Below are 23845 nucleotides of genomic sequence, written 5' to 3' on the forward strand. Positions count from 1 at the left end.
CTGGTGTCCTGGCGGTGGACTCGGGGCGGTGCGGTGCGTGTTCCAGGATTCCGTTCCGGCGGGGGCCGGACCATGAGGGAGGTCGGCGTCTGCGGGCGGGGGTTTTCCCCACCCCGGGGGCCCGGGGGCCCGGGGGCCCGGGGGCCCGGGGGTTCTACCGGGCGGCCGCGACCCGGTCCCGCCACGGCAGCTCCGCCGTGACCGTCGTCGGCCCGCCCGCCGGGGAGTCCAGGACGAGGACGCCGTCGACCGCGCCGAGGCGCTCCGCGAGCCCGGCGAGCCCCGTGCCGCCGTCGAGGCGCGCCCCGCCGGCGCCGTCGTCCCGGACCTGGAGCATCAGCCTTCCGCCCGCCCGCCACACCTCCACGGAGGCGGACCGGGCGCGGGAGTGCTTGGAGACGTTCTGGAGCAGCTCCGAGACCGTGAAGTACGCGATGCCCTCGATCGCCTCCGCCGGCCGCTCGGCCAGGTCGACGTCGACCCGCACCGGCACCGTGCAGCGCGCCGAGACGGAGGACAGGGCGGCGCCGAGCCCCCGGTCGGTGAGGACGGCCGGGTGGATGCCCCGGGCCAGGTCCCGCAGCTCCTGGAGCGCGAGCTTCACCTCGCCGTGCGCCTCGTCGACCATCGCGGCGGCGGCCTCCGGGTCGTCGAGGAGCTTCTCCTTCGCCAGACCGAGCCCCATCGCGAGGGCGACGAGCCGGGCCTGCGCGCCGTCGTGCAGGTCGCGTTCGATGCGCCGCAGGTCGGCGGCGGCGGTGTCGACGACCACGCCCCGGTCCGACTCCAGCTCGGCGATCCGCCGCTCCAGCTCGTCGGAGGGCGAGAGCAGCCCCCGGACCATGCCCCGGTCGGCGCTCGCGAGCAACCGCGCGAGGAAGGGGAGCACGGGCCAGAGGACGAGGAGCGAGACCAGGGTGACCGTGAAGGTCACGATCCCCCAGGGCAGCCGGATCAGCCCGTACAACTGGGTCCGCCAGGCCACCGGGTCCTTCAGCGCGGACCACAGCCAGCCGAAGAAGCCGTCGCGCCGGGGCAGCGGGGACGGCTCCCGGACCGCGACGCCGAGCAGGCCCCGGGCCCGCCCCCGCTCCGACCGGCCGAGCAGCCGGGCGCCGCCGAGGCCGAGGGCGAGCAGCGGGAGGCCGATCACGGTGACCGAGAGGCCCACCCCGAGCAGGACGCTCACCACCGCGTAGACGAAACCGGCCAGCGTCGTGAGGAGGTTGGAGAGGAGGAAGACGATCTCCTTCCAGGTCTCCTTCCCGTAGGCGGTACGGGGACGCGCCGGGGCGGTGGCGGAAGCGGCGGCGGAGTCGTGATCGGCACTCATGGGCCCCAGGGTGCCCGGCGCGGATCACGCGCCGCCATGGGGGAGACGGTCGAACGGAAGGGGGGTTAACCCCACCGGGGCCGGTCCGGGGCCGGTCCGGGGCCGACCCGGAGCCCGCGCGGGAACGGTCACCACGACTGCTTACGGTCCCTTTAGCAGGGCCTAGACTCGCGTGCGTACAGATGCGTACAGAACAGAAGTGACCCATGGGGCACCTGGACCGAGGGGCGGACGTGCGGGAACCGACCGTTGTCGCGGCCGACGCGGCGGACTACTTCCAGACGTACTCCGTCGTCGGCCTGCTCGCCGTCGTCGGCGTGCTCTTCGTCGCCGTGGCGTTCGGCGCGGGCAGGCTGCTGCGGCCCGTCGTGCCGACGCCCGAGAAGCTCCTCACGTACGAGTGCGGCGTCGACCCCGTGGGGGAGGGCTGGGCGCACACCCAGGTCCGCTACTACGTGTACGCCTTCCTCTACGTGATCTTCGCCGTCGACTCGATCTTCCTCTTCCCCTGGGCGACGGTCTTCGCCGCGCCCGGCTACGGCGCCACGACCCTGGTCGAGATGTTCGTCTTCCTCGGCTTCCTGGCCGTGGGGCTGCTCTACGCGTACAAGAAGGGCGTCCTGGCATGGACGTAACACCCGGAGTCCCCGGAACCGCTCCCGAGCCCGTGGCCCTGCCCGCCCCGAAGCTGGGACCGCTCGCCCGCCTGGCCCCGGAGCCGATGAAGGTGGTCCTGAACTGGGGCCGCCGCTACAGCCTGTGGGTCTTCAACTTCGGCCTCGCCTGCTGCGCGATCGAGTTCATCGCCGCGTCGATGGCCCGGCACGACTTCATCCGCCTCGGCGTGATCCCCTTCGCGCCCGGACCGCGCCAGGCCGATCTGATGATCGTCTCGGGCACGGTGACGGACAAGATGGCACCGGCCGTGAAGCGCCTCTACGAGCAGATGCCCGAGCCGAAGTACGTCATCTCCTTCGGCGCCTGCTCCAACTGCGGCGGCCCGTACTGGGACTCGTACTCCGTGACGAAGGGCGTCGACCAGATCATCCCGGTCGACGTGTACGTACCGGGCTGCCCGCCCCGGCCCGAGGCGCTCCTCCAGGGCATCCTCAAGCTCCAGGAGAAGATCGCGCGGGAGAGCCTGGCGGAGCGGTACGCGGCGCCCCCCTCGGTCGCGGAACTGACGAGCCCGCTGACGCCCCCGCCGGGAGGCACGGCATGAGCACGTACGACATCCTCCCGGAGTCGGTGACGGAGGTCTTCGGCGAGGAGGCGACGGCGGAACGGGCGTACGACCTGCTGACGGTCGACGTCCCGCCGGCCTCCTGGATCGCGGCCCTGACGACGGCCCGCGACACGTTGGGCTGCACCTACTTCGACTGGCTGAGCGCGGTCGACGAGCCGGGCACGGGGTTCCGGGTCTGCGCCCACGTGGTGTCCCTCGCGGAGGGCTCCCCGCGCCGCCTCCTCGTCCGTACGACGGTCCCGCACGCGGCCCCCGCCCTCCCGACGGCGGTGGACGTGTACGCGGGCGCGGGCTGGCACGAGCGCGAGACCCACGAGATGTTCGGCGTGGACTTCACGGGCCACCCGAACCTGGTCCCGCTGCTCCTCCCCGAGAACTTCGAGGGCCACCCGCTGCGCAAGGACTTCGTCCTCGCGGCCCGGGTCGCCAAGGCGTGGCCGGGCGCGAAGGAGCCGGGCGAGTCGCACGAAGGCGGCCCCAAGCGCCGCCAGATGCTCCCCCCGGGCGTCCCGGACCCCAACGAGTGGGGCCCCCTCAAGGGCCAGCTCCCCCCGGCCCCCACCCGCGCCGAACGCCCGGCCCGCCGCACCCGCACGACGACGGACACCACCCCGGCCGACCCGACGACGACGCCCCCGGTACGTCGTGCCCGTTCGGCGTCGGAGGGCTCGGCGAGCCAGGACCCGACGACGGCCCCGGCCCGCCGGACCCGCTCGGTGTCGGAGGGTTCGGCGAGCCGGACGGCGGAGGAACCGGGCACTCCGGCGCGCCGCTCCCGCTCCGCGTCGGACGGCTCGGTCAGCCAGGCGCCCGCAGGGGACGCGGCGGGGGAGACCCCGCCCGAGACGCCGCGCCCGCCGCGCCGCTCCCGTTCCGCGTCGGACGGCTCCGCGAGCCAGGCGGTGGGGGAGCCGGGTGCTCCGGTACGCCGCTCCCGCTCGGCCTCGGACGGCTCCGCGAGCCAGACGCCCCCGGAACCGAGGGCCCCCCGCGCCCACCGCAGCTCGGACGCCCCCTGGCACCACGCCCGCCCGGCCTTCGACGAGGAACCGGCGGCCCCGGCGGAACAGGACACCGCACCGGCCCCGGCCCCGCAGGAGGCCCCGGCGGCCCCGGCGGAGCCCGCCGCCCCGGCGGAGCCGGACACCGCCACCGCCCCGGCCGAACCCGGCACGGACGCCGAACCCGGCACGGACGCCGAACCCGGCGAGGACGCCGAACCCGGCAAGGAAAAGCCCACCGACCCCGACCCCGCCGACCCCACCCACCCCGCCGGAGGCGATCCCGCGTGAACGACGTACTCGACGTCGCCCTCCGGCTCCTCGTCGTCTTCGCCGTCTTCCTCGTGCTGCCGCTCGTCGTCGGCCAGACCGAGCACAAGGTCATGGCCCACATGCAGGGCCGCCTCGGCCCCATGTACGCCGGCGGCTTCCACGGCTGGGCCCAGCTCGTCGCCGACGGCGTGAAGTTCGCGCAGAAGGAGGACGTGGTCCCGAAGGACGCCGACCGGCGGGTCTTCCAGCTCGCGCCGGCCGTCGCCCTCCTCCCGTACCTCCTCGTCCTCGTCGCGATCCCGGTCGGCCCGGAGGAAGGGGCCGTCGGGCAGGTCGTCGACGCCGGCATCTTCTTCGTGCTCGCCGTCATGGGCGTCGGCGTCCTCGGCAGCCTCATGGCCGGCTGGGCGTCCGCGAACAAGTTCTCGCTGCTCGGCGGCCTGCGCACCGCCGCCCAGCTCCTCGCGTACGAGCTCCCGATGCTCCTCGCCGCCGCCTCCGTCGCGATGGCCGCCGGCACCGTCTCCCTCCCCGGCATCCTGAACGCCTTCGCGTGGTGGTGGGTGCCCTGGCAGATCGTCGGCGCGCTCGTCTTCTTCGTGGCCGGCCTCGCCGAACTCCAGCGGCCGCCGTTCGACATGCCGGTCGCGGACTCGGAGATCATCTTCGGCGCGTACACCGAGTACACCGGCCTCCGCTTCGCGCTCTTCCTGCTCGCCGAGTACGCGGGCATCGTCGTGCTCTGCGGCCTCACCACCGTCCTCTTCCTCGGCGGCTGGCACGGCCCCCTCGGCGCCGACGGCCTCGGCTGGGTCTGGACCCTCCTGAAGACCGCCGTCCTCGCCTTCGTCGTCATCTGGCTGCGGGTCAGCTACCCGCGCCTGCGCGAGGACCAGCTCCAGCGCCTCGCCTGGACGGCGCTCGTCCCGCTCGCCCTCGCGCAGATCGCGCTCACCGGCATCGTGAAGGTGGCGATCCAGTAATGGCTCCTCTGCTCCCGCCCTCCCGACCCGGCATCCCGGGTTCCGGCCTCGCCAAGGGCCTCGCCGTCACCCTCCGCACGATGACGCGGCGCTCGCACACCGCGCAGTACCCCGACGTACAGCCCGAACTCCCGCCCCGCACCCGTGGGGTCATCGGCCTGTTCGAGGAGAACTGCACGGTCTGCATGCTCTGCGCCCGCGAGTGCCCCGACTGGTGCATCTACATCGACTCCCACAAGGAGACGGTGCCGCCCGCCGCCCCCGGCGGCCGCGAGCGCAGCCGGAACGTCCTCGACCGCTTCGCCATCGACTTCGCGCTCTGCATGTACTGCGGCATCTGCATCGAGGTCTGCCCCTTCGACGCGCTGTTCTGGTCGCCCGAGTTCGAGTACGCGGAGACCGACATCCACGAGCTGACGCACGAGCGCGACAAGCTCCGCGAGTGGATGTGGACGGTCCCGGAACCGCCCGCGCTCGACCCGCGCGCGGAGGAACCGAAGGAGATCGCCGCCGCCCGCAAGGCGGCGGAGAAGGCCGCGGCGGCAGCGGCGGCCGAGGGGGAACAGCAGTGATCCTGACAGCAGTACAAGCGGCACAAGCGGCACAAGCAGCACAAGCAGTACAAGCGGTACAGCAAAGCCACGGCTTCCTCTCGCCCACCGGCGTGGAGATCGCCTTCCTCCTCGTCGGCCTCGTCACCCTCGGCGCCGCCGTCGTCACCGTCACCACCCGCCAGTTGGTGCACGCCGCCCTCTGGCTGGTCGTGGCCCTCGGCGGCCTCGCCGTCGAGTACCTGCTCCTGACCGCCGAGTTCATCGCCTGGGTGCAGGTGCTGATCTACGTCGGTTCCGTCGTCGTCCTCCTCCTCTTCGGCCTCATGCTCACCAAGGCCCCCATCGGCCGCTCCCCGGACACCGACTCGGCCAACCGCCCGGTCGCCCTCGCCGTGGCCCTGGCCGCCGCGGCCGCGCTCGTCTGGGTGGTCGTCGACGCGTTCCGCACGACCTGGATCGACCTCGACGGAGCCGTCCAGGGCTCCACCGAGGTGACCGGCTCGATCCTCTTCCGGCACTGGGTGCTGCCCTTCGAGGCGCTGTCCGTGCTCCTCCTGGCCGCCCTGGTCGGCGCCATCGTGCTCTCCCGGAAGAAGAACGAGGGGGAACGCTGATGCACCTCGCCTACCCCGCCGTCCTCGCCGCCCTCCTCTTCTGCACCGGCCTCTACGGCGTCCTCGCCCGCCGCAACGCGATCCTCGTCCTGATGTCCGTCGAGCTCATGCTCAACGCCGTCAACCTCAACCTCGTCGCCTTCGACGTCTGGCTCCGCGACGCCCTCCACGCCGGCCAGGCCCTCACCCTCTTCACCATCGCCGTCGCCGCCGCGGAGATCGGCATCGGCCTCGCGATCGTCCTGATGGTCCACCGCAACCGCGGCACCTCGGACGTCGACCGCCTCCGCGACACGGCGGAGCACCCGGACCCGGACAAGACCTCCGACGAGAAGGCCGAGGCCGCCGCGTGACCACCACCACCCTCGCCGTCCTCGTCCCCCTCCTCCCCTTCCTCGGCTCCGCCGCCGGGTTCCTCCTCGGCCGCACCGCCCCCGGCTTCGTCCGCCCCCTCGCCGTCCTCCCGACCCTCGCCGCCGCCGTCCTGGCCGTGCTCGTGGCGGTCCGCCAGGGCGGCGGGAAGGCGATCGACGCCGCCACCGAGCTCACCCCCACCGGCTCGGTCCCGATCGACCTGGCCCTGCACGTCGACGGCTTCGCCGCCCTCGTCGCCGTCCTCGTCGGCACCGTCGCGACCTGCGTGCAGATCTACTCGACCGGCTACCTCCGCGAGGACCCCCGCTACCCCTCGTACGCCGCGCTCGTCTCCCTCTTCACCGCCGCGATGCTCCTCGTCGTCTACTCCGGCGACCTGATGGTGCTCCTGGTCGGCTGGGAGGTCATGGGCATCTGCTCGTACTTCCTCGTCGGCCACTACTGGGAGACCCCCGAGGCCCGGTCCGCCTCCCTCAAGGCCTTCCTCGTCACCAAGCTCGGCGACGTCCCCTTCCTCATCGGCCTCTTCGCGCTCGCCGCCGACGCCGGCACCTTCCGGATCACCGGGGTCCTCGGCGCCGTCGCGACCGGCGGCCTCGACCACCCCACCCTCGTCGCGCTGCTGCTGCTCGCCGGCGTCGCGGGCAAGTCCGCGCAGTTCCCGCTGCACACCTGGCTCCCGGACGCCATGGCCGGCCCCACCCCCGTCTCCGCGCTCATCCACGCCGCCACGATGGTCGCCGCCGGCATCTACTTCACCGCCCGGCTGCTCCCCGTCTTCGCCGCCTCCGCCGCCGCGATGACCGTCCTCGCCGTGATGGCCGCGGTCACCATGGTCGGCTCGGCGCTCGCCGCGCTCGCCCAGGACGACATCAAGCGGGTCCTCGCCTACTCGACGATCGGCCAGCTCGGCTACATGGCCGGAGCCCTCGCCGTCGGCGACCGGGGCGCCGCCGTCTTCCACCTCCTCTCGCACGCCGCCTTCAAGGCCCTGCTCTTCCTCGCCGCCGGCGCGGTCATCCACGCCGCCGGTACGAACTCGCTGACCGCCATGTCCCGCATGAGCGGCCTCGCGAAGCGGATCCCGGACGCGTACTGGACGATGACCGTCGCCCTCCTCGCCCTCGCCGCGATCCCGCCCTTCGCCGGCTTCTTCTCCAAGGAGGCCGTCCTGGTGGCCGCCGAGCACACCGCGCTCGGGGACCGGACCGCCGCCCCCGCCGGAGCCGGCTGGACCGTCCTCGTCGCGGGCCTCCTGACCGCCCTCCTCACCGCCGCCTACGCCCTCCGCCTCTGGCTGCGCACCTTCCGGGGCCGGGGCGCCGAAGCCCCCGATCACGGCCGCCAGCCGATCGCCATGACCTCCGTCCTGTGGGTCCTGGCCGTCCCCTCCCTCGGCTTCGGCCTGACCGTCCGCCACCTCCCCGACTGGTTCGACGGGAACGAACTCGCCCCGACCCTCGTCACCGCCGTCCTCGGCACCGGCCTCGCCGTCGCCGGAGCGGCCGTCACCTATGCCGTCTGGCGCACCCTCGCCGCCCGGGCCCCCGTCGTCCCCACCCAGCACGTCGCCCACCCGGACGCCGACGCGGGCCTGGTCGAGGCCGAGGCGCTGCACCTGCCGCACCCCGCCGAGGACCCGGCCGACCCCGGCCGCGCCCTCCTCGGGCCGCTGCACCGCCCCGCCGCCGACGGCTTCCACCTGGACGCCGCCTACCGGGCCGCCTTCGTCCGCCCCGTACTCGCCGCCGCCTCCCTGGTCCGCTTCCTGGACCGCGAGGTCGTCGACACCTACGTCCGGGGCGCCGCCGGATCCGCCAAGGGCCTGGGGTGGCTCGTCCGCCGCGCCCAGACCGGCAACGTCCAGACCTATCTGAGCGCCCTGCTCGCCGGCTCCGTCGTCCTGGCGATCGCCGCAGTCGCCCTCGCCAACGCCGTCGCCGGAGCGTGAGCCGTGATCGATATCAGCGAATCCGTGATGCAGTTCCTCCTGGCGTTGATCGTCGCCGGGCCGCTCCTCGGCGCCGCCGCGGCCCTCCTCCCCGCCCCGCCGGGGCTGAAGGGGACGTCACCCGACCAGGCCGTCCTGCGCCACGGCGTCACCGTCACCGGCGTGATCCTGCTCGCCACGCTCGTCCTCGCGGCCGGCTTCGACCACGACCACCCCTCGACGATGCAGGCCACGACCGACATCAGCTGGATCAGGGCACTGGACGTGCGCATCCACCTCGGTGTCGACGGCATCTCCCTCCCCCTCCTGGTCCTGACCGCGCTCCTGAGCTTCCTCTGCGCGCTCCACTCCTACTTCAAGCCTCCGGCGGGCCCCGCCCCCAAGGCCTTCGTGGCACTCCTCCTCGTCCTGGAGTCCGGCACCCTCGCCACCTTCGCCGTCCTCGACCTCGTCCTGTTCTTCCTGGCCTTCGAGACGGTCCTCATCCCGATGTACTTCCTCATCGCCCGCTGGGGCGGCGAGGGCAGGCGCGCCGCCGCCACGAAGTTCGTCCTCTACACGCTCCTCGGCTCCGTCGTCATGCTGCTCGGACTCCTCCTCATCGGTGTGAAGTCGGGCACATTCGACATGGTGGCACTCGCCACTGACAACGGCCGCGGACTGACCACGTCCGTGCAGGTCATCGCCGTTCTCGCGATCGGGATCGGGCTCGCCGTGAAGACCCCGATGTGGCCGCTGCACAGCTGGCTCCCGGACGCCCACACCGCCGCCCCCACCGTCGGCTCCGTCCTCCTCGCCGGCGTCCTGCTCAAGATGGGCACGTACGGCCTCGTCCGGATCGTCCTGCCGATCGCACCCGACGGCATGCGGACCTTCGCCCCGTACCTCGCCGCCTTCGCCGTCGCCGGGATCGTCTACGGCTCGCTCGCCTGCCTCGCCCTCGCGCGCCCCGGCGCCAAGGGCGACCTCAAGCGGCTCATCGCGTACTCCTCCGTCGGCCACATGGGCTTCGTGCTCCTCGGCATCGCCACCATGACCCCCACCGGGGTCAACGGCGCCCTCTTCGCCAACGTCGCCCACGGCCTCGTCACCGGACTGCTCTTCTTCCTGGCCGGCGCGGTCAAGGACCGGTACGGCACCGCCGACCTCGACACCCTCGCCGGCGCCACCGGGGCCGCCCTCTACGGCCGCGCCCCCCGCCTCGGCGCCCTCCTCGCCTTCGCCGCCGTCGCCTCCCTCGGCCTGCCCGGCCTCGCCGGCTTCTGGGGCGAGATGCTGGCCCTCTTCGGCGCCTTCGACCCCGCTGAGGGCCTCAGCCGCCCCGCCTTCCTCACCTTCACGGCGATCGGCGCCTTCGGCACCCTGCTCACCGCCGCGTACCTCCTGATCGTCGTCCGCCGCGTCTGCATGGGCGGCCCCCGGCCCGCCGGGGAGGCCCCGATCGCCGACGTCCAGGGGTACGAGTTCGCCGCCTGGACCCCGCTCGTCGCCCTCACCGTCCTCGCCGGACTCTGGCCCGCCGTCCTCCTCGGCCTCACCGACCCGGCCGTCCAGAAGCTCCTCGCCGGAGGCACCCAGTGACGTCGCAGCTCGTCCAGTCCGTCGACTGGCTCACGATCGCGCCCCCCGTCCTCACGGCCGCGGTCGCCCTCGCCGTCCTCGTCGCCGACCTCTTCGTCCCGCCGGAGCGCAAGCGGATCCTCGGCTGGACCGCGATCGGCGGCCTCGCCGCCGCCCTCGCACTCCTCCTCCCGCTGCGGGCCGGCGACCGCTCCACCTTCTGCCTCACCCCCGACACGCGGGTCACGGCGTGCAGCTACACCGCCGACCACTTCACCCTCGTCATCCAGCTCCTCGTCCTCGGCGGCGCGCTCCTCACCGCGCTGCTCTCCCTGGACGAGACCCGCGAGAGGCTCCCGGCCGGCGAGTACTGGTTCCTGCTGCTCTCCTCGGCCGCCGGAGCCGCCCTGCTGCCCGCCTCCCGGGACCTCGCGACCCTCGTCGTCGCCCTGGAGGTGGCCTCCCTGCCCGCCTTCGCGCTCGTCGGCCTCAAGCGCGGCGACCGCATGTCCGGCGAGGCCGCCCTCAAGTTCTTCCTCTCCTCCGTCACCGCGACCGCCGTCACCCTGCTCGGCGCGAGCTTCGTGTACGCGACGACCGGCACCCTCCACCTCACGGAGATCGCCCAGCGCCTCGACGAGGTCCCCGGGCAGCTCCAGACCCTCGCCGAGGCGGGCGTCGCCCTCACCCTCGTCGGCTTCGCCTTCAAGACGGCCGCGGTCCCCTTCCACTTCTGGGTCCCCGACACCTACGTCGGCGCCCCGCTGCCCGTCGCCGCCTACCTCTCCGTGGTCGGCAAGGCCGTCGGCTTCACCGGCCTGATCCTGGTGACCGTCGTCGCCTTCCCCTCGTACGCGGACGTGTGGGGCCCGGCGCTCGCCGTCCTCGCCGCGCTCACCATGACCGCGGGGAACGTCGCCGCCCTGCGCCAGTCCGCCACGCGCGCGTGGAGCGCGGTCCGGCTGCTCGCCTGGTCCTCCGTCGCCCAGGCCGGCTACCTCCTGGTGCCGATCGCGGCCGCCGCGTACTCCGGGGACGACCAGATCGGCGCCACCGTCGCGTACGCCCTGATGTACGCCGTCGTGAACCTCGGGGCCTTCGCGGTCGTCGCCCTCGTCGCGCGCGTGCGCCCCCGGAACCGGATCGAGGACCACCGGGGCCTGTACGCGACGCACCCCGCCGCCGCCCTCGCGCTCGCCTTCTTCCTCCTGAATCTGGCCGGTTTGCCCCCGGGTATCATCGGCCTCTTCGCCAAGGTGACCGTCTTCTCGGCGGCCGTCGACGCGGGCCTGGGCTGGCTGGGCGTGGTCATGGCGCTCAACGTCGTGATCGCGCTGTACTACTACCTCCGCTGGACGGCCCTGCTCTTCCGCACCCCGGAAGAAGCGCCGGAAGGGGTCCGGGAGGGCAGCGCCGCCCCCCGGCACCGGACCTCCCACCGGCCCCCCGTGCCGGTCACCCTGGCGATCGTGCTGACCGCCGTCGCCGGAGCCGTCCTGTCGGGCTACCCGCAGTTCGCCCTCCGCTTCGCGGCGAACAGCCTTTTCTGACCCCACCCGAGCAGAACCCAGGAGCAGGGCCCCGTGCTGAACGGATTCAAGGACTTCATACTTCGCGGGAACGTCGTCTCGATGGCCATCGGTCTGGCCGTCGGAACGGCGTTCACCTCCGTCGTCACGGGCTTCAGCAAGGCCTTCATCACCCCGCTCATCGGCCTCGCCACCGGCTCGGTCGGCAACTTCAACGACGCGACGTTCAGCATCGGCAAGACCGTTTTCCCCTACGGCCTGGCCATCTCCGCGACCATCGCCTTCGTCATCACCGCGGCGGTCCTCTACTTCCTGATCGTCGTCCCGATGACGGGGATCCAGCACAAGTTCGCCAAGGAGAAGGCCGCCGACCCCAAGTCGGAGAAGCGCGACTGCCCCCACTGCTACAGCGAGATCCCGGCCATCGCCTCCCGCTGCGCCTTCTGCACCGGCGAGGTCGAACCCGTCGGCACCCTCCTGGAAAAGGTCGAGGTCCCGGCACCCCGCTGATCACCCGGACGGCCCACGGCCACCCCCCCCGGCGCGGCCGGGGGAACCCGAACCTCCCGCCTGGCGTTGACCAGAACGGGAGGGTCCACTGGGGGAGTGGACCACCACGAGGAAAAGGGTTCCCCTGCCGCACCACCTGGAGGGCGTACCGTGCACCGCCGGCACAACGGGCTGAGGACCGCCGTCCTCCTCGGAGGGCTCTCGGCCCTCATCATCGTCATCGGCAGCTTCTTCGGGCGTACGGGGCTGGTCGTCGCGCTCGTCGTGGCGCTCGGCACCAACGCGTACGCGTACTGGAACAGCGACAAGCTGGCGCTGCGGGCCATGCGCGCCCGCCCGGTCAGCGAGTTCGAGGCGCCCGCGCTCTACCGGATGGTGCGCGAGCTCTCCACGCAGGCGCGCCAGCCCATGCCCCGGCTCTACATCTCGCCGACCCAGGCGCCCAACGCCTTCGCCACCGGCCGCAACCCGCGCAACGCCGCCGTCTGCTGCACCGAGGGCATCCTCGCCCTCCTGGACGAACGGGAACTGCGCGGGGTCATCGGCCACGAGCTGAGCCACGTCTACAACCGGGACATCCTCATCTCCTCGGTCGCCGGCGCGCTCGCCTCCGTGATCATGTTCCTGGTGAACTTCGCCTGGCTGATCCCCGTCGGCCGCTCCAACGACGACGACGGCCCCGGCCTGCTCGGCATGCTGATGATCATGATCCTCGGCCCGATCGCCGCCTCCGTCATCCAGCTCGCCATCTCCCGCTCCCGGGAGTACGAGGCCGACGCCTCCGGCGCCCAGCTCACCGGCGACCCGCTCGCCCTGGCGGGCGCCCTGCGGAAGCTGGAGGCGGGCACCAAGCAGCTGCCGCTGCCGCCCGAGCCCCGGATCGAGACCGCGAGCCACATGATGATCGCGAACCCGTTCCGGCCCGGCCAGGGCCTCTCCAAGATGTTCTCCACCCACCCGCCGATGGCCGAGCGCATCGCCCGGCTCGAACAGATGGCAGGTCGACGCCCGTGAAGACGATCCTGAACGTCATTTGGCTGGTCCTGTGCGGATTCTGGATGTTCCTCGGCTACATGCTCGCGGGACTCCTGCTCTGCGTCACGATCATCGGCATCCCCTTCGGGCTCGCCGCCTTCCGCATCGGGATCTACGCCCTGTGGCCCTTCGGCAAGACGGTCGTCGACCGCCGCGACGCGGGCGCGCCCTCCTGCGTGGGCAACGTCCTGTGGCTGGTCCTCGCCGGCTGGTGGCTGGCGCTCGGCCACATCACCACCGGCATCGCCCTCTGCATCACGATCATCGGCATCCCGCTGGGCATCGCGAACTTCAAGCTGATCCCGGTCTCGCTGCTGCCGCTGGGCAAGGAGATCGTCTCCACGGACAGGGCCGCGGGCGTCCAGGTCCCCCAGAGCTACTGAGAACTACGGCATCCCGGTCTCCCGCAGGGTGATGTTGAGCCGCCCCCTCACCCCGAGGGCGGGCTCGGCGGTCCCGGGGAACACCCGGGGCACCCCGTGGTGCGCCCACCGCGAGGGCCCGCCGAAGACGAACAGGTCGCCGGAGACCAGCTCGACGTCCCTGTGGGGCCGCCCCCGGCCCTCCGCGTTCCCGAACCGGAACACGCACCGGTCCCCCAGGCTCAGCGACACCACCGGCGCCCCGGAGCGCTCCTCCCGGTCCTGGTGCATGCCCATCCGCGCCTCGGGCGCGTAGAAGTTCACGAGCGCGGTGTCGGGCGTGAAACCGCCGTGCTCCCCGTACGCCTCGGCAACGGCCTCCCGCCCGAGCGAAACCAGCCACTCGGGCAGTTCGAGGCCGACGGCGTCGAGATACCGGTACGGCACCCACTGCCGCCCCAGACACAGCGACCGCACCGACATGACGCCCCCGCCCGGCAGCACGGTCCGCCGGTACGGAAAGGGCCCGCGCCCCCACTCCCGGCAGGCGTCCACCAGCTCCCGCTGCCGCGAGAACGGCAGCCACGCGGGCACGTGCACGGCCCCGGGCGCGACGACGACCCGTTCCCGGGGAAAGAGCCCCTCACTCACACCAGGGCCCCCTCCAGGCCCAGCAGCCGCTCCTTGCGCTCGACCCCGGCGGCGTACCCGCGCAGGGCCCCGTCGGCCCCGATCACCCGGTGGCAGGGCCGCACCACGAGCAGCGGATTGCGCCCGATCGCGGTGCCCACGGCCCGCACCCCGGCCCCCGCCGAACCGACCCGCCGGGCGATCTCCCCGTACGAGACGGTGGAGCCGTACGGCACTTCTTCGAGGGCCCGCCAGACACGCTGCTGGAACTCCGTCCCGGCGTCACCGTCGACCGGCACCTCGAACCGCTCCCGCTCCCCGGCGAAGTACTCCCGCAACTGCCCGGCGACCTCCTCGAAGGCCCCGGGCGCACGCGTCCAGCCGTCCTCGACCACGACGCCGCCCCTCTGCCCCGGCAGGGACAACGAGCGCAGCACGGCACGACCCCCCGGCGCGAGCCGCCCGACCAGCAGCATCTCGCCCAGGGGGCCGTCCACGTACGCGTACACGGTCATGACTGCTTCCTCTCCCGCACGGCTCTTCCACGACCCAGTGTGCGGGGCCGCCGACGAGGGGACCGGCGGGATTCGGACACGACCCTCGACGGGGCTAGCGGTAGTTCACGAACTGGATCGCGAAGTCGAAGTCCTTGCCCTTGAGGAGCGCCTGCACGGCCTGGAGGTCGTCCCGGCTCTTCGAGCTGACCCGCAGCTCGTCGCCCTGCACCTGCGCCTTGACGCCCTTGGGGCCCTCGTCGCGGATGGTCTTCGCGACCTTCTTGGCGTTCTCCTGGGAGATGCCCTCGGTGACCGAGGCGAAGAGCTTGTACTCCTTGCCGGAGAGCTGCGGCTCGCCCTCGACGTCCAGCGACTTGAGCGAGATCCCCCGCTTGATCAGCTTGGACTGGAAGATGTCGAGGATCGCGTTGACCCGCTCCTCGCCGTTCGCCTGCATGAGGATCTTCTCGCCCGACCAGGAGATCGAGGCGTTGGTCCCCTTGAAGTCGTAGCGCTGCGAGATCTCCTTGACGGCCTGGTTGAGGGCGTTGTCGACCTCCTGCCGATCGACCTTGGAGACGATGTCGAAACTGGAGTCGGCCATGACTCGTGGCTCCTTGCTCGGGTGCTGTGGATACAGCGCAAAGCCTAGGGGGCGAGCCACGGCCCGAACCGCTGATCAAACCGGTGGCGGAGCACCCCCGGGGATCAGGTATTGTTTACGTCGTTGCCACGGAGCACCGCCGAAAAGCGGATCTGCAAGGCGACGATCCCATGGCGGTGTGCCCGAGTGGCCAATGGGAGCGGACTGTAAATCCGTCGGCTTAGCCTACCCAGGTTCGAATCCTGGCGCCGCCACGCGATGTTGAGGGTCCCCGGTACGCGTACCGGGGACCCTCTCTCGTTGTGCGGGGTGCACGACGCCGCCCCGGGTCAGTTTCCGGCCACCGCCTTCACCGCCACCGAGAGCGGCGTCGAGCCCGAGGTCAGTTCCAGGGTGAGGCCGGACGTCGCCGGGGTGTCCAGGAGTTCCGCGACGACCGCCGCCACGTCGTCGCGGGGGACCGGGCCGCGGCCCGTGCGGGCCTCCAGGCGGACCAGGCCCGTGCCCGCGTCGTTCGTGAGGGTGCCGGGGCGCAGGATCGTCCAGTCCAGGGCCGTACGGGAGCGGATCTCGTCGTCGGCCGCGCCCTTGGCCCGCAGATAGGTGTCGAAGATCTCGTCGCCCGGGTGGGACGCGTCCGCGCCCATCGAGGAGACGACGACGTACCGCCGCACCCCCGCCCGTTCCGCCGCGTCCGCGAGGAGCACCGCGGCCCCCCGGTCCACCGTGTCCTTGCGGTCCGCCCCGCTGCCCGGACCCGCACCCGCGGCGAAGACCACCGCGTCGGCGCCCCGCAGGGCGTCGGCGACCATGGGGGACGACGCCGTCTCCAGGTCCAGGACCACGGGTTCGGCACCCGCCTCCCGCAGGTCCGCCGCCTGTTCCGGCCGGCGGATGATCCCCGCCACTTCGTGCCCGCCCGCCGAGAGCAGCCTCTCCAGGCGCAGGGCGATCTGTCCGTGTCCTCCAGCGATGACGATGCGCATACTCACGACCGTACGACGGGACCGGCCCGAGGGCCCCCCGGCCCGGGCGGCCGCTTCGTCCGCGCCTGTCGCGGCAGGTCGAGCGCCGCCGCCGAGTCGCAGTACTCCCGCACCGCGCTCGTCCGCGCCACCACCCGCCCCCGGTGCACCACGATCCGGCTGTACGCCAGGGACAGCACGCCCGCGAGCCGCTCGCCCCGCACCGCGAGCAGCTCCGCCGGAAAGCCCGCCTCCACCCGCACCTCCGGAAGGCCCAGCACCGCCCGCGCCTCCGCGCCCACCGCCCCGTACGCCTCCTCCGGCGCGAGCCCGCCCTGCGAGGCCAGCAGGTACGCCGCCTCCAGCGGATCCCCGCGCCCCACCGGGTTGGCCGCGTCCCGCAGCGCCCCGCTCCCGGCCGCCACCCGCACCCCCGCCGACCGCAGCAGCCCCACCGGCGCCACGCCCCGCGACCCCGCGTCCCGGCACCCGCCCTGCGGCAGGCACACCACCCCCACGCCGGCCGCCGCCAGCCGCTCCGCCGCCCGCCCCGCCACCTCCGGAGGGAGACGGGCGAGGCCCGCGCACGGGCCGATCGTCACCCCCGTCCCCAGCTCCCCGGCCATCGCCGCCAGCCGGGCCAGCCACGCCGGATCGCCACCCTCCGTGTGCAGGTCCACCGGTACGCCGTGCTCCGCCGCGACCTCCAGGACCACCGCCGCGTGCCCGGCCGGATCGGGGTCCGGGTCCGGTCGGCCGCCGACCGCGACCGCGCCCCTCCGCACCGCGTCCCGCAGGAGCGCCCGCCCGTCCGCCCCCGCCGCCCCGGTCAGCAGCCGGGGCACGGCGACGGGCAGCAGCTCGCCGAGGCCGTGCAGCGAACGCCGGGCCCGGAGCACCTCCTCCAGCGGTCCGAGGCCCTGCCCGTCGTCGATCCCCACGTGCGCGCGCAGCGCGGTCGCGCCGTGCCCGAGCTGGAGCAGCGCGGCCTCCGTGGCCCGGCGCCGCACCTCCTCCCCGTCGTACGGGACGGGGCCGGAGCCGGGGCCGGGGAGGTCGGCGGAGAACGCGGTGTCGGCGTGGGCGTGCGGCTCGGCGGGAGCGGGCAGCAGCAGGTACCCCGTGAGGTCCACCCGGGCCCCCGCGGCCACGGGCGCGAGGCTGCCCGCCGTACCGACCGCCTCGATCCGGTCGCCCACGAGCCGCACGTCCACGGTCCGCCCGTCGGCGAGCCGCGCGTGCGAGAGCAGGAGGGAGGTCGGGCCGGCGCCGGCCGCGGCCCCGTCCTCGGGCGGCTGGGGCTGCTTGCTGTCGGCTGGCATCCGGCTCCTCAACGCTCCTCGGGGTCGGAATCGGGGTCGGAATCGCGATCGGGATCACGCGGCGTGCGGCCGAGCCTAGGGGCGCCCGCGGTGACCTGCGGGGAGGGGCGCGACGGGCGTACCGATGAGCGCACGTGTGGCGTACGTGTGGCGTACGTGACGCCTGGTGGGAGGGCCCGAATCGTCGCGGGGAAACGGATTTGGGAGATGGGCCGGAGACCGTGTAATGTCTTCCTCGCTCGCCCCAATAGCTCAGTCGGTAGAGCGTCTCCATGGTAAGGAGAAGGTCTACGGTTCGATTCCGTATTGGGGCTCTGGTGAGAAGGACCCGCCTTCGGGCGGGATCCGGATCATCAAAGCGGTGTAGCTCAGTCGGTAGAGCAAGCGGCTCATAATCGCTGTGTCACCGGTTCAAGTCCGGTCACCGCTACACACGGTAGCCGATTGCGGGGTCGGTCCTTCGATCGGCTACCCTTTTATGCGTTCATCCGTCCAACCGTCCGTCCAAGGAGCACTCACGTGGCTGCCACCGACGTCCGCCCGAAGATCACGCTGGCCTGCGTGGAGTGCAAGGAGCGGAACTACATCACCAAGAAGAACCGGCGTAACAACCCGGACCGTCTTGAGATGAAGAAGCACTGCCCCCGCTGCAACTCGCACACCGCGCACCGCGAGACGCGCTAATCAGGCTCGTACACGAGGCCGCCCCCATTCCGGGGGCGGCCTCGTGTCGTTTGTCGGCAACAGATCCAGGAGGTATCGAGTCCATGGCGCTCGACCAGTCCTTCGTGGGCCGGACCTATCCGCCCACCCCGCCCTACGAGGTCGGCCGCGAGAAGATCCGCGAGTTCGCGGAGGCGATCGGGGACGCCAACCCCGCGTACACCGACGCCGGGGCGGCCAAGGCGCTCGGTCACCCCGACGTGATCGCCCCGCCCACCTTCGTGTTCGCCATCACGTTCAAGGCGGCCGGACAGGTCGTCGAGGACCCGCAGCTCGGCCTCGACTACAGCCGGGTCGTCCACGGCGACCAGAAGTTCGCCTACACCCGCCCCGTACGGGCCGGGGACCGGCTCTCGGTCACCTCCACCATCGAGGCGGTCAAGTCCCTCGCCGGCAACGACATCCTGGACGTCCGCGGCGAGGTCCACGACGAGACCGGCGAGCACGTCGTCACCGCCTGGACCAAGCTCGTCTCCCGAGCGCCCGAGGAGGCCTGACCATGACCGCGAAGATCGCCTACGACGAGGTCGAGGTCGGCACCGAACTGCCCGCGCAGGCCTTCCCCGTGACCCGCGCCACCCTCGTCCGGTACGCCGGTGCCTCCGGGGACTTCAACCCCATCCACTGGAACGAGAAGTTCGCGGTCGGGGTCGGGCTCCCGGACGTCATCGCCCACGGCATGTTCACCATGGCCGAGGCGATCCGCGTCGTCACCGACTGGGCCGGCGACCCCGCCGCCGTCGTCGAGTACGGCGTCCGCTTCACCAAGCCCGTCGTCGTCCCCGACGACGACACCGGCGCCCTGATCGAGGTCGCCGCCAAGGTCGCCGCCAAGCTGGACGACGGCCTGGTACGGGTGGACCTCACGGCGACCAGCGCGGGCCAGAAGGTCCTGGGAATGAGCCGGGCCGTGGTGCGGCTCGCCTGACGCGTTTGTTCCAGCCGCGGGTGGAACGTTCCACCCGCGGCTGGAACGTACTCTTGGCCCCGTGCAGCTCCTCAACGACGCCCCCCTCGCCCCCCTCACCACCTTCCGTCTCGGCGGCCCCGCCTCCCGCCTCGTCACCGCCACCACCGACGACGAGGTGATCGCGGCCGTCCGCGAGGCCGACGACGCCGGGACGCCGCTGCTGATCATCGGCGGCGGGTCCAACCTGGTCATCGGGGACAAGGGCTTCGACGGCACCGCGCTCCGGATCGCCACCACCGGCTTCTCCCTCGACGGGACCCGTCTGGAGCTGGCCGCCGGAGAGGTCTGGACGGACGCCGTCGCGCGGACCGTCGAGGCCGGGCTCGCCGGGATCGAGTGCCTGGCCGGGATCCCCGGCTCGGCCGGGGCCACCCCGATCCAGAACGTCGGCGCGTACGGGCAGGACGTCTCCGCCACCGTCACCGAGGTCGTCGCGTACGACCGGACCACCCGCGAGACGGTCACGCTGACCAACGCCGAGTGCGCCTTCTCGTACCGGCACAGCCGCTTCAAGGAGCACCCCGAGCGGTACGTCGTGCTGCGGGTCCGCTTCGACCTGGAGGACGCCGACGGGCTCTCCGCGCCGATCAAGTACGCCGAGACCGCCCGCGCCCTCGGCGTCGGGGCCGGCGACCGCGTCCCGCTCGCCGCCGCCCGCGAGACCGTCCTGAAGCTGCGCGCCGGCAAGGGCATGGTCCTGGACCCGGAGGACCACGACACCTGGTCGGCCGGCTCCTTCTTCACCAACCCGATCCTCACGGCCGGGCAGTACGAGGCCTTCCTCGCGCGCGTGGCCGAGCGGCTCGGCCCCGACGTCGTCCCGCCCGCCTTCCCGGCAGGCGACGGCGCGGTGAAGACCTCGGCGGCCTGGCTGATCGACCGGGCCGGGTTCACCAAGGGGTACGGCTCCGGGCCCGCCCGGATCTCCACCAAGCACACGCTCGCCCTCACCAACCGGGGCGGGGCGACCACCGAGGACCTCCTCGCCCTCGCCCGCGAGGTCGTCGCCGGGGTCAGGGACGCCTTCGGGATCACCCTCGTCAACGAGCCCGTCACCGTCGGCGTCGAGATCTAGTACGGCTGGTACGGCTAGTACGCGACGCCCACGCCCTGCTTGACCGTCGACGGGTCGTCGATCATCGCCAGCATCGCGTGGGCCACGTCCGCGCGGGCCAGGAAGCGGCCCCGGGGCGGGGTGCCGGCGACGACCGTGCGGTAACGGCCGGTGCCCGGCCCGTCCGTCAGCCGGGGCGGGCGCACGGCCGTCCAGTCGGCGTCGCTCGCGGCCAGGTCGGCCTCCATGGCCCGCAGGTCGGCGTGGACGTCCTTCAGGACCGCGCCCACGACCGCGACGGCCGCCCTGTCCACGAGGGCCCGACCGGCCGGGACCGGGCCCAGCGGGGCCGCGCTGACCACCAGGAGGCGGCGCACCTTCTCGGCCTCCATCGCCGCGAGCACCGAGCGGGTCAGCCGGGCCGCCACGCCCGCGTCCGCCCGGCTCCTGGCCCCGAGGCCCGAGAGCACCGCGTCCCGTCCCGCGATCGCCGCGCGCAGCTCCCCGGGATCGGACAGGTCCTCGGCCCGGCGGACCACGAGCCGCGTGCCGGTCGCCGCGAGCCGCGCCGGGTTCCGCACCACCGCCGTCACCTCGTGGCCCGCGGCCAGCGCCTGGCGGACGACCTCCCGGCCGACGCCGCCGGTCGCGCCGAAGACGGTGAGCCTCATCCCGTGCCTCCCCCGTGGCAGGGCCCGTTCAGGACCCGATCCAGTCGTCGATCCCCGCGAGCAGCTTCTCGCGTACCCCCTCGGGTGCCGCCGAACCCCGCACCGACTGCCGTGCCAGCTCGGCCAGTTCCGCGTCCGTGAAGCCGTGGTGCCGGCGGGCGATCTCGTACTGCGCCGCGAGCCGCGAGCCGAAGAGCAGCGGGTCGTCCGCGCCGAGCGCCATCGGCACCCCCGCGTCGAAGAGGGTCCGCAGCGGTACGTCCTCGTGCCTCTCGTACACCCCGAGGGCCACGTTCGACGCCGGGCAGACCTCGCAGGTCACCCCGCGCTCGGCGAGCCTGCGCAGCAGCCTCGGGTCCTCCGCCGCCCGCACCCCGTGGCCGACCCGGGCCGCCCGCAGGTCGTCCAGGCAGTCCCGCACCGACGCCGGGCCCGTCAGCTCGCCGCCGTGCGGGGCCGCCAGGAGGCCGCCGTCGCGGGCGATGGCGAACGCCCGGTCGAAGTCCCGGGCCATGCCCCGGCGCTCGTCGTTGGAGAGCCCGAAGCCCACCACGCCCCGGTCCGCGAACCGGACCGCGAGCCGGGCCAGGGTGCGGGCCTCCAGGGGGTGCTTCATCCGGTTCGCCGCCACCAGGACCCGCATGCCGAGCCCGGTGTCCCGGGAGGCCGACTCGACCGCGTCCAGGATGATCTCCAGGGCCGGGATGAGCCCGCCGAGGTGCGGGGCGTACGAGGTGGGGTCGACCTGGATCTCCAGCCACCCCGAACCGTCCCTGACGTCCTCCTCGGCCGCCTCGCGGACCAGCCGCCGGATGTCCTCCGGCGCGCGCAGGCACGAGCGGGCGATGTCGTAGAGGCGCTGGAAGCGGAACCAGCCGCGCTCGTCGGTCGCCCGCAGCTTGGGGGGCGTACCGCTGCTCAGCGCTTCGGGGAGGTGCACGCCGTACTTGTCGGCCAGCTCGATCAGCGTCGTGGGCCGCATCGAACCGGTGAAGTGCAGGTGCAGATGGGCCTTGGGCAACAGGGTGAGGTCGCGGAAATCGTGCTCCATCGACCGATCCTGCCGCACCCGAACGGGGGAGGACAGCCCTTTCCCCGATCGGGAGCCTCCCGAACGCAGAAACGGGCCCCGGTTCCGGGGAACCGGGGCCCGTGACGAACTGCGGTCAGGCGGTCGCCTCGGCCAGCAGCTTCTGGATCCGGGACACGCCCTCCACCAGGTCCTCGTCGCCGAGCGCGTACGACAGGCGCAGGTAGCCGGGGGTGCCGAAGGCCTCGCCCGGGACGACCGCGACCTCGGCCTCGTCCAGGATGAGGGCGGCCAGCTCGACCGAGGTCTGCGGGCGCTTGCCGCGGATCTCCCTGCCGAGCAGCTCCTTGACCGAGGGGTACACGTAGAACGCGCCCTCCGGGGTCGGGCAGACGACGCCGTCGATCTCGTTCAGCATCCGCACGATCGTCTGGCGGCGCCGGTCGAAGGCGGTGCGCATCTCCGCGACCGCGTCCAGGTTCCCGGAGACGGCGGCGAGCGCGGCGACCTGCGCGACGTTGCTCACGTTGGACGTGGCGTGCGACTGGAGGTTCGTGGCGGCCTTCACGACGTCCTTCGGGCCCACGATCCACCCGACGCGCCAGCCCGTCATCGCGTACGTCTTCGCCACGCCGTTGACCACGACGCACTTGTCGCGCAGCTCGGGCACGATCGCCGGCAGCGAGGTGAACTTCGCGTCGCCGTAGACCAGGTGCTCGTAGATCTCGTCCGTCAGGACCCACAGGCCGTGCTCGACGGCCCAGCGGCCGATCGCCTCGGCGTCGGCCTCGCTGTAGACGGCGCCGGTCGGGTTCGAGGGGGAGACGAAGAGGACGACCTTGGTCTTCTCCGTGCGGGCCGCCTCCAGCTGCTCCACCGAGACCCGGTAGCCGGTCGTCTCGTCGGCCACGACCTCCACCGGGACGCCGCCCGCGAGGCGGATCGACTCGGGGTACGTCGTCCAGTACGGCGCCGGGACGATGACCTCGTCGCCCGGGTCGAGGATCGCGGCGAAGGCCTCGTAGATCGCCTGCTTGCCGCCGTTGGTCACCAGGACCTGGGACGCGTCGACCTCGTAGCCGGAGTCGCGCAGCGTCTTGGCGGCGATGGCGGCCTTCAGCTCGGGCAGGCCGCCGGCCGGCGTGTAGCGGTGGTACTTGGGGTTCTTGCAGGCCTCCACGGCCGCCTCGACGATGTAGTCGGGGGTCGGGAAGTCGGGCTCGCCCGCGCCGAAACCGATCACCGGACGGCCGGCGGCCTTGAGGGCCTTGGCCTTGGCGTCGACGGCGAGGGTGGCGGACTCGGAGATCGCACCGATCCGGGCGGAGACCCGACGCTCGGTGGGAGGGGTAGCAGCGCTCATGCGGCCATCGTCCCAGACCGTCTCGGCGGCGGGCACACAGGTTTCACGGAGCGGACAGGAACGGTCATTCCCGGTCGTACGCACGCCCGTCGGCAGGTCGGCGCGGTTCCTGTTCGACGTAGGGGCCCATGACCACGTATGCTCACTCCTCGTTGGTCCGCACCGGCCGCGTCTCACGATGCGGTAGGTTGGGTAACTGACAAAGGGTCGTAGCTCAATTGGTAGAGCACCGGTCTCCAAAACCGGCGGTTGGGGGTTCAAGTCCCTCCGGCCCTGCTACACACACCGCCAGGTGTTGTGCGCATGTACGTACTTCATTGCACCGCCGTGCGGCTCCACCCGGGCGCGGCACGGCCGACCCGGAATCAGGTGAGACATCGTGACGGACGCCGTAGGCTCCATCGACACGCCTGATGCCGACGACGAGACCGCAGAGTCGAAGAAGAAGTCCCGTAAGGGCGGAAAGCGCGGGAAGAAGGGCCCTCTGGGCCGCCTCGCGCTCTTCTACCGCCAGATCATCGCGGAGCTCCGCAAGGTCGTCTGGCCCACGCGCAGCCAGCTGTCGACGTACACCACCGTGGTGATCGTCTTCGTCGTCATCATGATCGGCCTTGTCACCGTGATTGACTATGGCTTCCAGGAAGCAGTCAAGTACGTCTTCGGCTGACTTTTTGTTCCACCCCATCTGTA

The 23845-nt window shown here is 72.7% G+C and carries 27 protein-coding genes and 4 tRNA genes; 22 read left to right on the forward strand and 9 right to left on the reverse strand.

The window, feature by feature from the left end:
* Positions 1–154: 154 nt before the first annotated feature.
* Entirely contained in the window at positions 155–1333 is a 1179-nt protein-coding gene (locus ACIP5O_RS12515; RefSeq protein WP_401292025.1) for a sensor histidine kinase, read from the reverse strand.
* Between the two features lie 206 nt (positions 1334–1539).
* Here ACIP5O_RS12515 and ACIP5O_RS12520 point away from each other — a divergent pair, with 206 nt between their 5' ends.
* The 13 genes from ACIP5O_RS12520 to ACIP5O_RS12580 all read left to right on the forward strand — a co-directional run bounded on the left by ACIP5O_RS12520 (position 1540) and on the right by ACIP5O_RS12580 (position 13347).
* On the forward strand, positions 1540–1968 hold the full coding sequence (locus tag ACIP5O_RS12520; RefSeq protein WP_356541226.1) for an NADH-quinone oxidoreductase subunit A: 429 nt from the start codon (positions 1540–1542) through the stop codon (positions 1966–1968).
* Positions 1959–2555, forward strand: a complete 597-nt coding sequence (locus ACIP5O_RS12525; RefSeq protein WP_401292028.1) for an NADH-quinone oxidoreductase subunit B — start codon at positions 1959–1961, stop codon at positions 2553–2555. Before ACIP5O_RS12520 ends, ACIP5O_RS12525 begins: the two co-directional genes overlap by 10 nt.
* Positions 2552–3871 (forward strand): NADH-quinone oxidoreductase subunit C, encoded by a 1320-nt coding sequence (locus ACIP5O_RS12530; protein WP_401292030.1) that lies wholly within the window; start codon positions 2552–2554, stop codon positions 3869–3871. The genes ACIP5O_RS12525 and ACIP5O_RS12530 overlap by 4 nt, the downstream gene beginning before the upstream one ends.
* Entirely contained in the window at positions 3868–4836 is a 969-nt protein-coding gene (locus ACIP5O_RS12535; RefSeq protein WP_401292033.1) for an NADH-quinone oxidoreductase subunit H, read from the forward strand. Before ACIP5O_RS12530 ends, ACIP5O_RS12535 begins: the two co-directional genes overlap by 4 nt.
* Positions 4836–5408: a NuoI/complex I 23 kDa subunit family protein gene (locus ACIP5O_RS12540; protein WP_401292036.1), complete on the forward strand. Its 573-nt coding sequence runs from the start codon at positions 4836–4838 to the stop codon at positions 5406–5408. The genes ACIP5O_RS12535 and ACIP5O_RS12540 overlap by 1 nt, the downstream gene beginning before the upstream one ends.
* Before the next feature lie 2 nt (positions 5409–5410).
* Positions 5411–6004: an NADH-quinone oxidoreductase subunit J gene (locus ACIP5O_RS12545; protein ID WP_401292694.1), complete on the forward strand. Its 594-nt coding sequence runs from the start codon at positions 5411–5413 to the stop codon at positions 6002–6004.
* Positions 6004–6357: an NADH-quinone oxidoreductase subunit NuoK gene (gene nuoK / locus ACIP5O_RS12550; protein WP_356541233.1), complete on the forward strand. Its 354-nt coding sequence runs from the start codon at positions 6004–6006 to the stop codon at positions 6355–6357. Before ACIP5O_RS12545 ends, nuoK begins: the two co-directional genes overlap by 1 nt.
* Positions 6354–8330: an NADH-quinone oxidoreductase subunit L gene (locus ACIP5O_RS12555; RefSeq protein WP_401292038.1), complete on the forward strand. Its 1977-nt coding sequence runs from the start codon at positions 6354–6356 to the stop codon at positions 8328–8330. The genes nuoK and ACIP5O_RS12555 overlap by 4 nt, the downstream gene beginning before the upstream one ends.
* A 27-nt stretch (positions 8331–8357) precedes the next feature.
* Positions 8358–9911: a NuoM family protein gene (locus ACIP5O_RS12560; protein WP_401292696.1), complete on the forward strand. Its 1554-nt coding sequence runs from the start codon at positions 8358–8360 to the stop codon at positions 9909–9911.
* Positions 9908–11440 carry an NADH-quinone oxidoreductase subunit N gene (locus ACIP5O_RS12565; RefSeq protein WP_401292041.1) on the forward strand — a complete coding sequence of 511 codons (1533 nt, stop codon included), beginning with the start codon at positions 9908–9910 and terminating at the stop codon, positions 11438–11440. Before ACIP5O_RS12560 ends, ACIP5O_RS12565 begins: the two co-directional genes overlap by 4 nt.
* Before the next feature lie 33 nt (positions 11441–11473).
* Positions 11474–11929: a large conductance mechanosensitive channel protein MscL gene (gene mscL / locus ACIP5O_RS12570; protein ID WP_356541238.1), complete on the forward strand. Its 456-nt coding sequence runs from the start codon at positions 11474–11476 to the stop codon at positions 11927–11929.
* A 150-nt stretch (positions 11930–12079) separates the two neighbouring features.
* Positions 12080–12943 carry a zinc metalloprotease HtpX gene (gene htpX / locus ACIP5O_RS12575; RefSeq protein WP_401292044.1) on the forward strand — a complete coding sequence of 288 codons (864 nt, stop codon included), beginning with the start codon at positions 12080–12082 and terminating at the stop codon, positions 12941–12943.
* Positions 12940–13347, forward strand: a complete 408-nt coding sequence (locus tag ACIP5O_RS12580) for a YccF domain-containing protein (RefSeq protein ID WP_401292047.1) — start codon at positions 12940–12942, stop codon at positions 13345–13347. The genes htpX and ACIP5O_RS12580 overlap by 4 nt, the downstream gene beginning before the upstream one ends.
* Before the next feature lie 3 nt (positions 13348–13350).
* Here the strand turns inward: ACIP5O_RS12580 and ACIP5O_RS12585 are convergent, their stop codons facing one another.
* The 3 genes from ACIP5O_RS12585 to ACIP5O_RS12595 all read right to left on the reverse strand — a co-directional run bounded on the left by ACIP5O_RS12585 (position 13351) and on the right by ACIP5O_RS12595 (position 15057).
* A complete protein-coding gene (locus tag ACIP5O_RS12585; protein WP_401292050.1) occupies positions 13351–13977 on the reverse strand; it encodes an alpha-ketoglutarate-dependent dioxygenase AlkB family protein in 627 nt (208 codons plus the stop codon).
* Positions 13974–14471 carry a methylated-DNA--[protein]-cysteine S-methyltransferase gene (locus tag ACIP5O_RS12590; protein ID WP_401292052.1) on the reverse strand — a complete coding sequence of 166 codons (498 nt, stop codon included), beginning with the start codon at positions 14469–14471 and terminating at the stop codon, positions 13974–13976. Before ACIP5O_RS12590 ends, ACIP5O_RS12585 begins: the two co-directional genes overlap by 4 nt.
* Before the next feature lie 94 nt (positions 14472–14565).
* Positions 14566–15057 (reverse strand): YajQ family cyclic di-GMP-binding protein, encoded by a 492-nt coding sequence (locus ACIP5O_RS12595; protein WP_062752813.1) that lies wholly within the window; start codon positions 15055–15057, stop codon positions 14566–14568.
* Positions 15058–15229: 172 nt separating this feature from the next.
* On the opposite strand from ACIP5O_RS12595, the gene ACIP5O_RS12600 reads away from it, so the two are divergent.
* Positions 15230–15311 (forward strand) — tRNA-Tyr (locus ACIP5O_RS12600).
* Positions 15312–15386: 75 nt separating this feature from the next.
* On the opposite strand, the gene ACIP5O_RS12605 is transcribed toward ACIP5O_RS12600, so the two are convergent.
* Complete coding sequence (locus ACIP5O_RS12605; protein WP_401292055.1) at positions 15387–16043, reverse strand: SDR family oxidoreductase; 657 nt, start codon at positions 16041–16043, stop codon at positions 15387–15389.
* Between the two features lie 2 nt (positions 16044–16045).
* The gene (locus tag ACIP5O_RS12610) at positions 16046–17344 is read right to left on the reverse strand and encodes an amidohydrolase family protein (RefSeq protein ID WP_401292058.1); all 1299 of its coding nucleotides are present in this window, start codon (positions 17342–17344) and stop codon (positions 16046–16048) included.
* A 241-nt stretch (positions 17345–17585) separates the two neighbouring features.
* On the opposite strand from ACIP5O_RS12610, the gene ACIP5O_RS12615 reads away from it, so the two are divergent.
* From ACIP5O_RS12615 to ACIP5O_RS12640, 6 genes are all read left to right on the forward strand, one after another.
* Positions 17586–17658 (forward strand) — tRNA-Thr (locus ACIP5O_RS12615).
* A 43-nt stretch (positions 17659–17701) separates the two neighbouring features.
* Positions 17702–17774 (forward strand) — tRNA-Met (locus tag ACIP5O_RS12620).
* An 89-nt stretch (positions 17775–17863) separates the two neighbouring features.
* A complete protein-coding gene (gene rpmG / locus ACIP5O_RS12625) occupies positions 17864–18028 on the forward strand; it encodes a 50S ribosomal protein L33 (protein ID WP_003956487.1) in 165 nt (54 codons plus the stop codon).
* An 83-nt stretch (positions 18029–18111) separates the two neighbouring features.
* Positions 18112–18564: a MaoC family dehydratase N-terminal domain-containing protein gene (locus ACIP5O_RS12630; RefSeq protein ID WP_401292061.1), complete on the forward strand. Its 453-nt coding sequence runs from the start codon at positions 18112–18114 to the stop codon at positions 18562–18564.
* Between the two features lie 2 nt (positions 18565–18566).
* Positions 18567–18995, forward strand: coding sequence for a MaoC family dehydratase (locus tag ACIP5O_RS12635; protein ID WP_401292064.1), 429 nt, complete (start codon positions 18567–18569; stop codon positions 18993–18995).
* Positions 18996–19056: 61 nt separating this feature from the next.
* Positions 19057–20112, forward strand: a complete 1056-nt coding sequence (locus ACIP5O_RS12640) for a UDP-N-acetylmuramate dehydrogenase (RefSeq protein WP_401292067.1) — start codon at positions 19057–19059, stop codon at positions 20110–20112.
* A gap of 14 nt (positions 20113–20126) precedes the next feature.
* Here ACIP5O_RS12640 and ACIP5O_RS12645 read toward each other — a convergent pair whose 3' ends face one another.
* From ACIP5O_RS12645 to ACIP5O_RS12655, 3 genes are all read right to left on the reverse strand, one after another.
* Entirely contained in the window at positions 20127–20762 is a 636-nt protein-coding gene (locus ACIP5O_RS12645; RefSeq protein ID WP_401292070.1) for an NAD(P)-dependent oxidoreductase, read from the reverse strand.
* 28 nt (positions 20763–20790) lie between these two features.
* On the reverse strand, positions 20791–21813 hold the full coding sequence (locus tag ACIP5O_RS12650) for an adenosine deaminase (RefSeq protein WP_401292073.1): 1023 nt from the start codon (positions 21811–21813) through the stop codon (positions 20791–20793).
* Between the two features lie 115 nt (positions 21814–21928).
* Complete coding sequence (locus tag ACIP5O_RS12655) at positions 21929–23155, reverse strand: pyridoxal phosphate-dependent aminotransferase (RefSeq protein WP_401292075.1); 1227 nt, start codon at positions 23153–23155, stop codon at positions 21929–21931.
* Positions 23156–23358: 203 nt separating this feature from the next.
* Between ACIP5O_RS12655 and ACIP5O_RS12660 the strand changes: the two genes are divergently transcribed.
* A tRNA-Trp gene (locus ACIP5O_RS12660) sits at positions 23359–23431 on the forward strand.
* A gap of 103 nt (positions 23432–23534) precedes the next feature.
* On the forward strand, positions 23535–23822 hold the full coding sequence (gene secE / locus ACIP5O_RS12665) for a preprotein translocase subunit SecE (RefSeq protein WP_125657856.1): 288 nt from the start codon (positions 23535–23537) through the stop codon (positions 23820–23822).
* The last annotated feature ends 23 nt before the right edge of the window (positions 23823–23845 follow it).

Origin of the sequence: Streptomyces sp. NPDC088915 (genome assembly GCF_044749825.1) — a bacterium.
Lineage (GTDB): Bacteria > Actinomycetota > Actinomycetes > Streptomycetales > Streptomycetaceae > Streptomyces.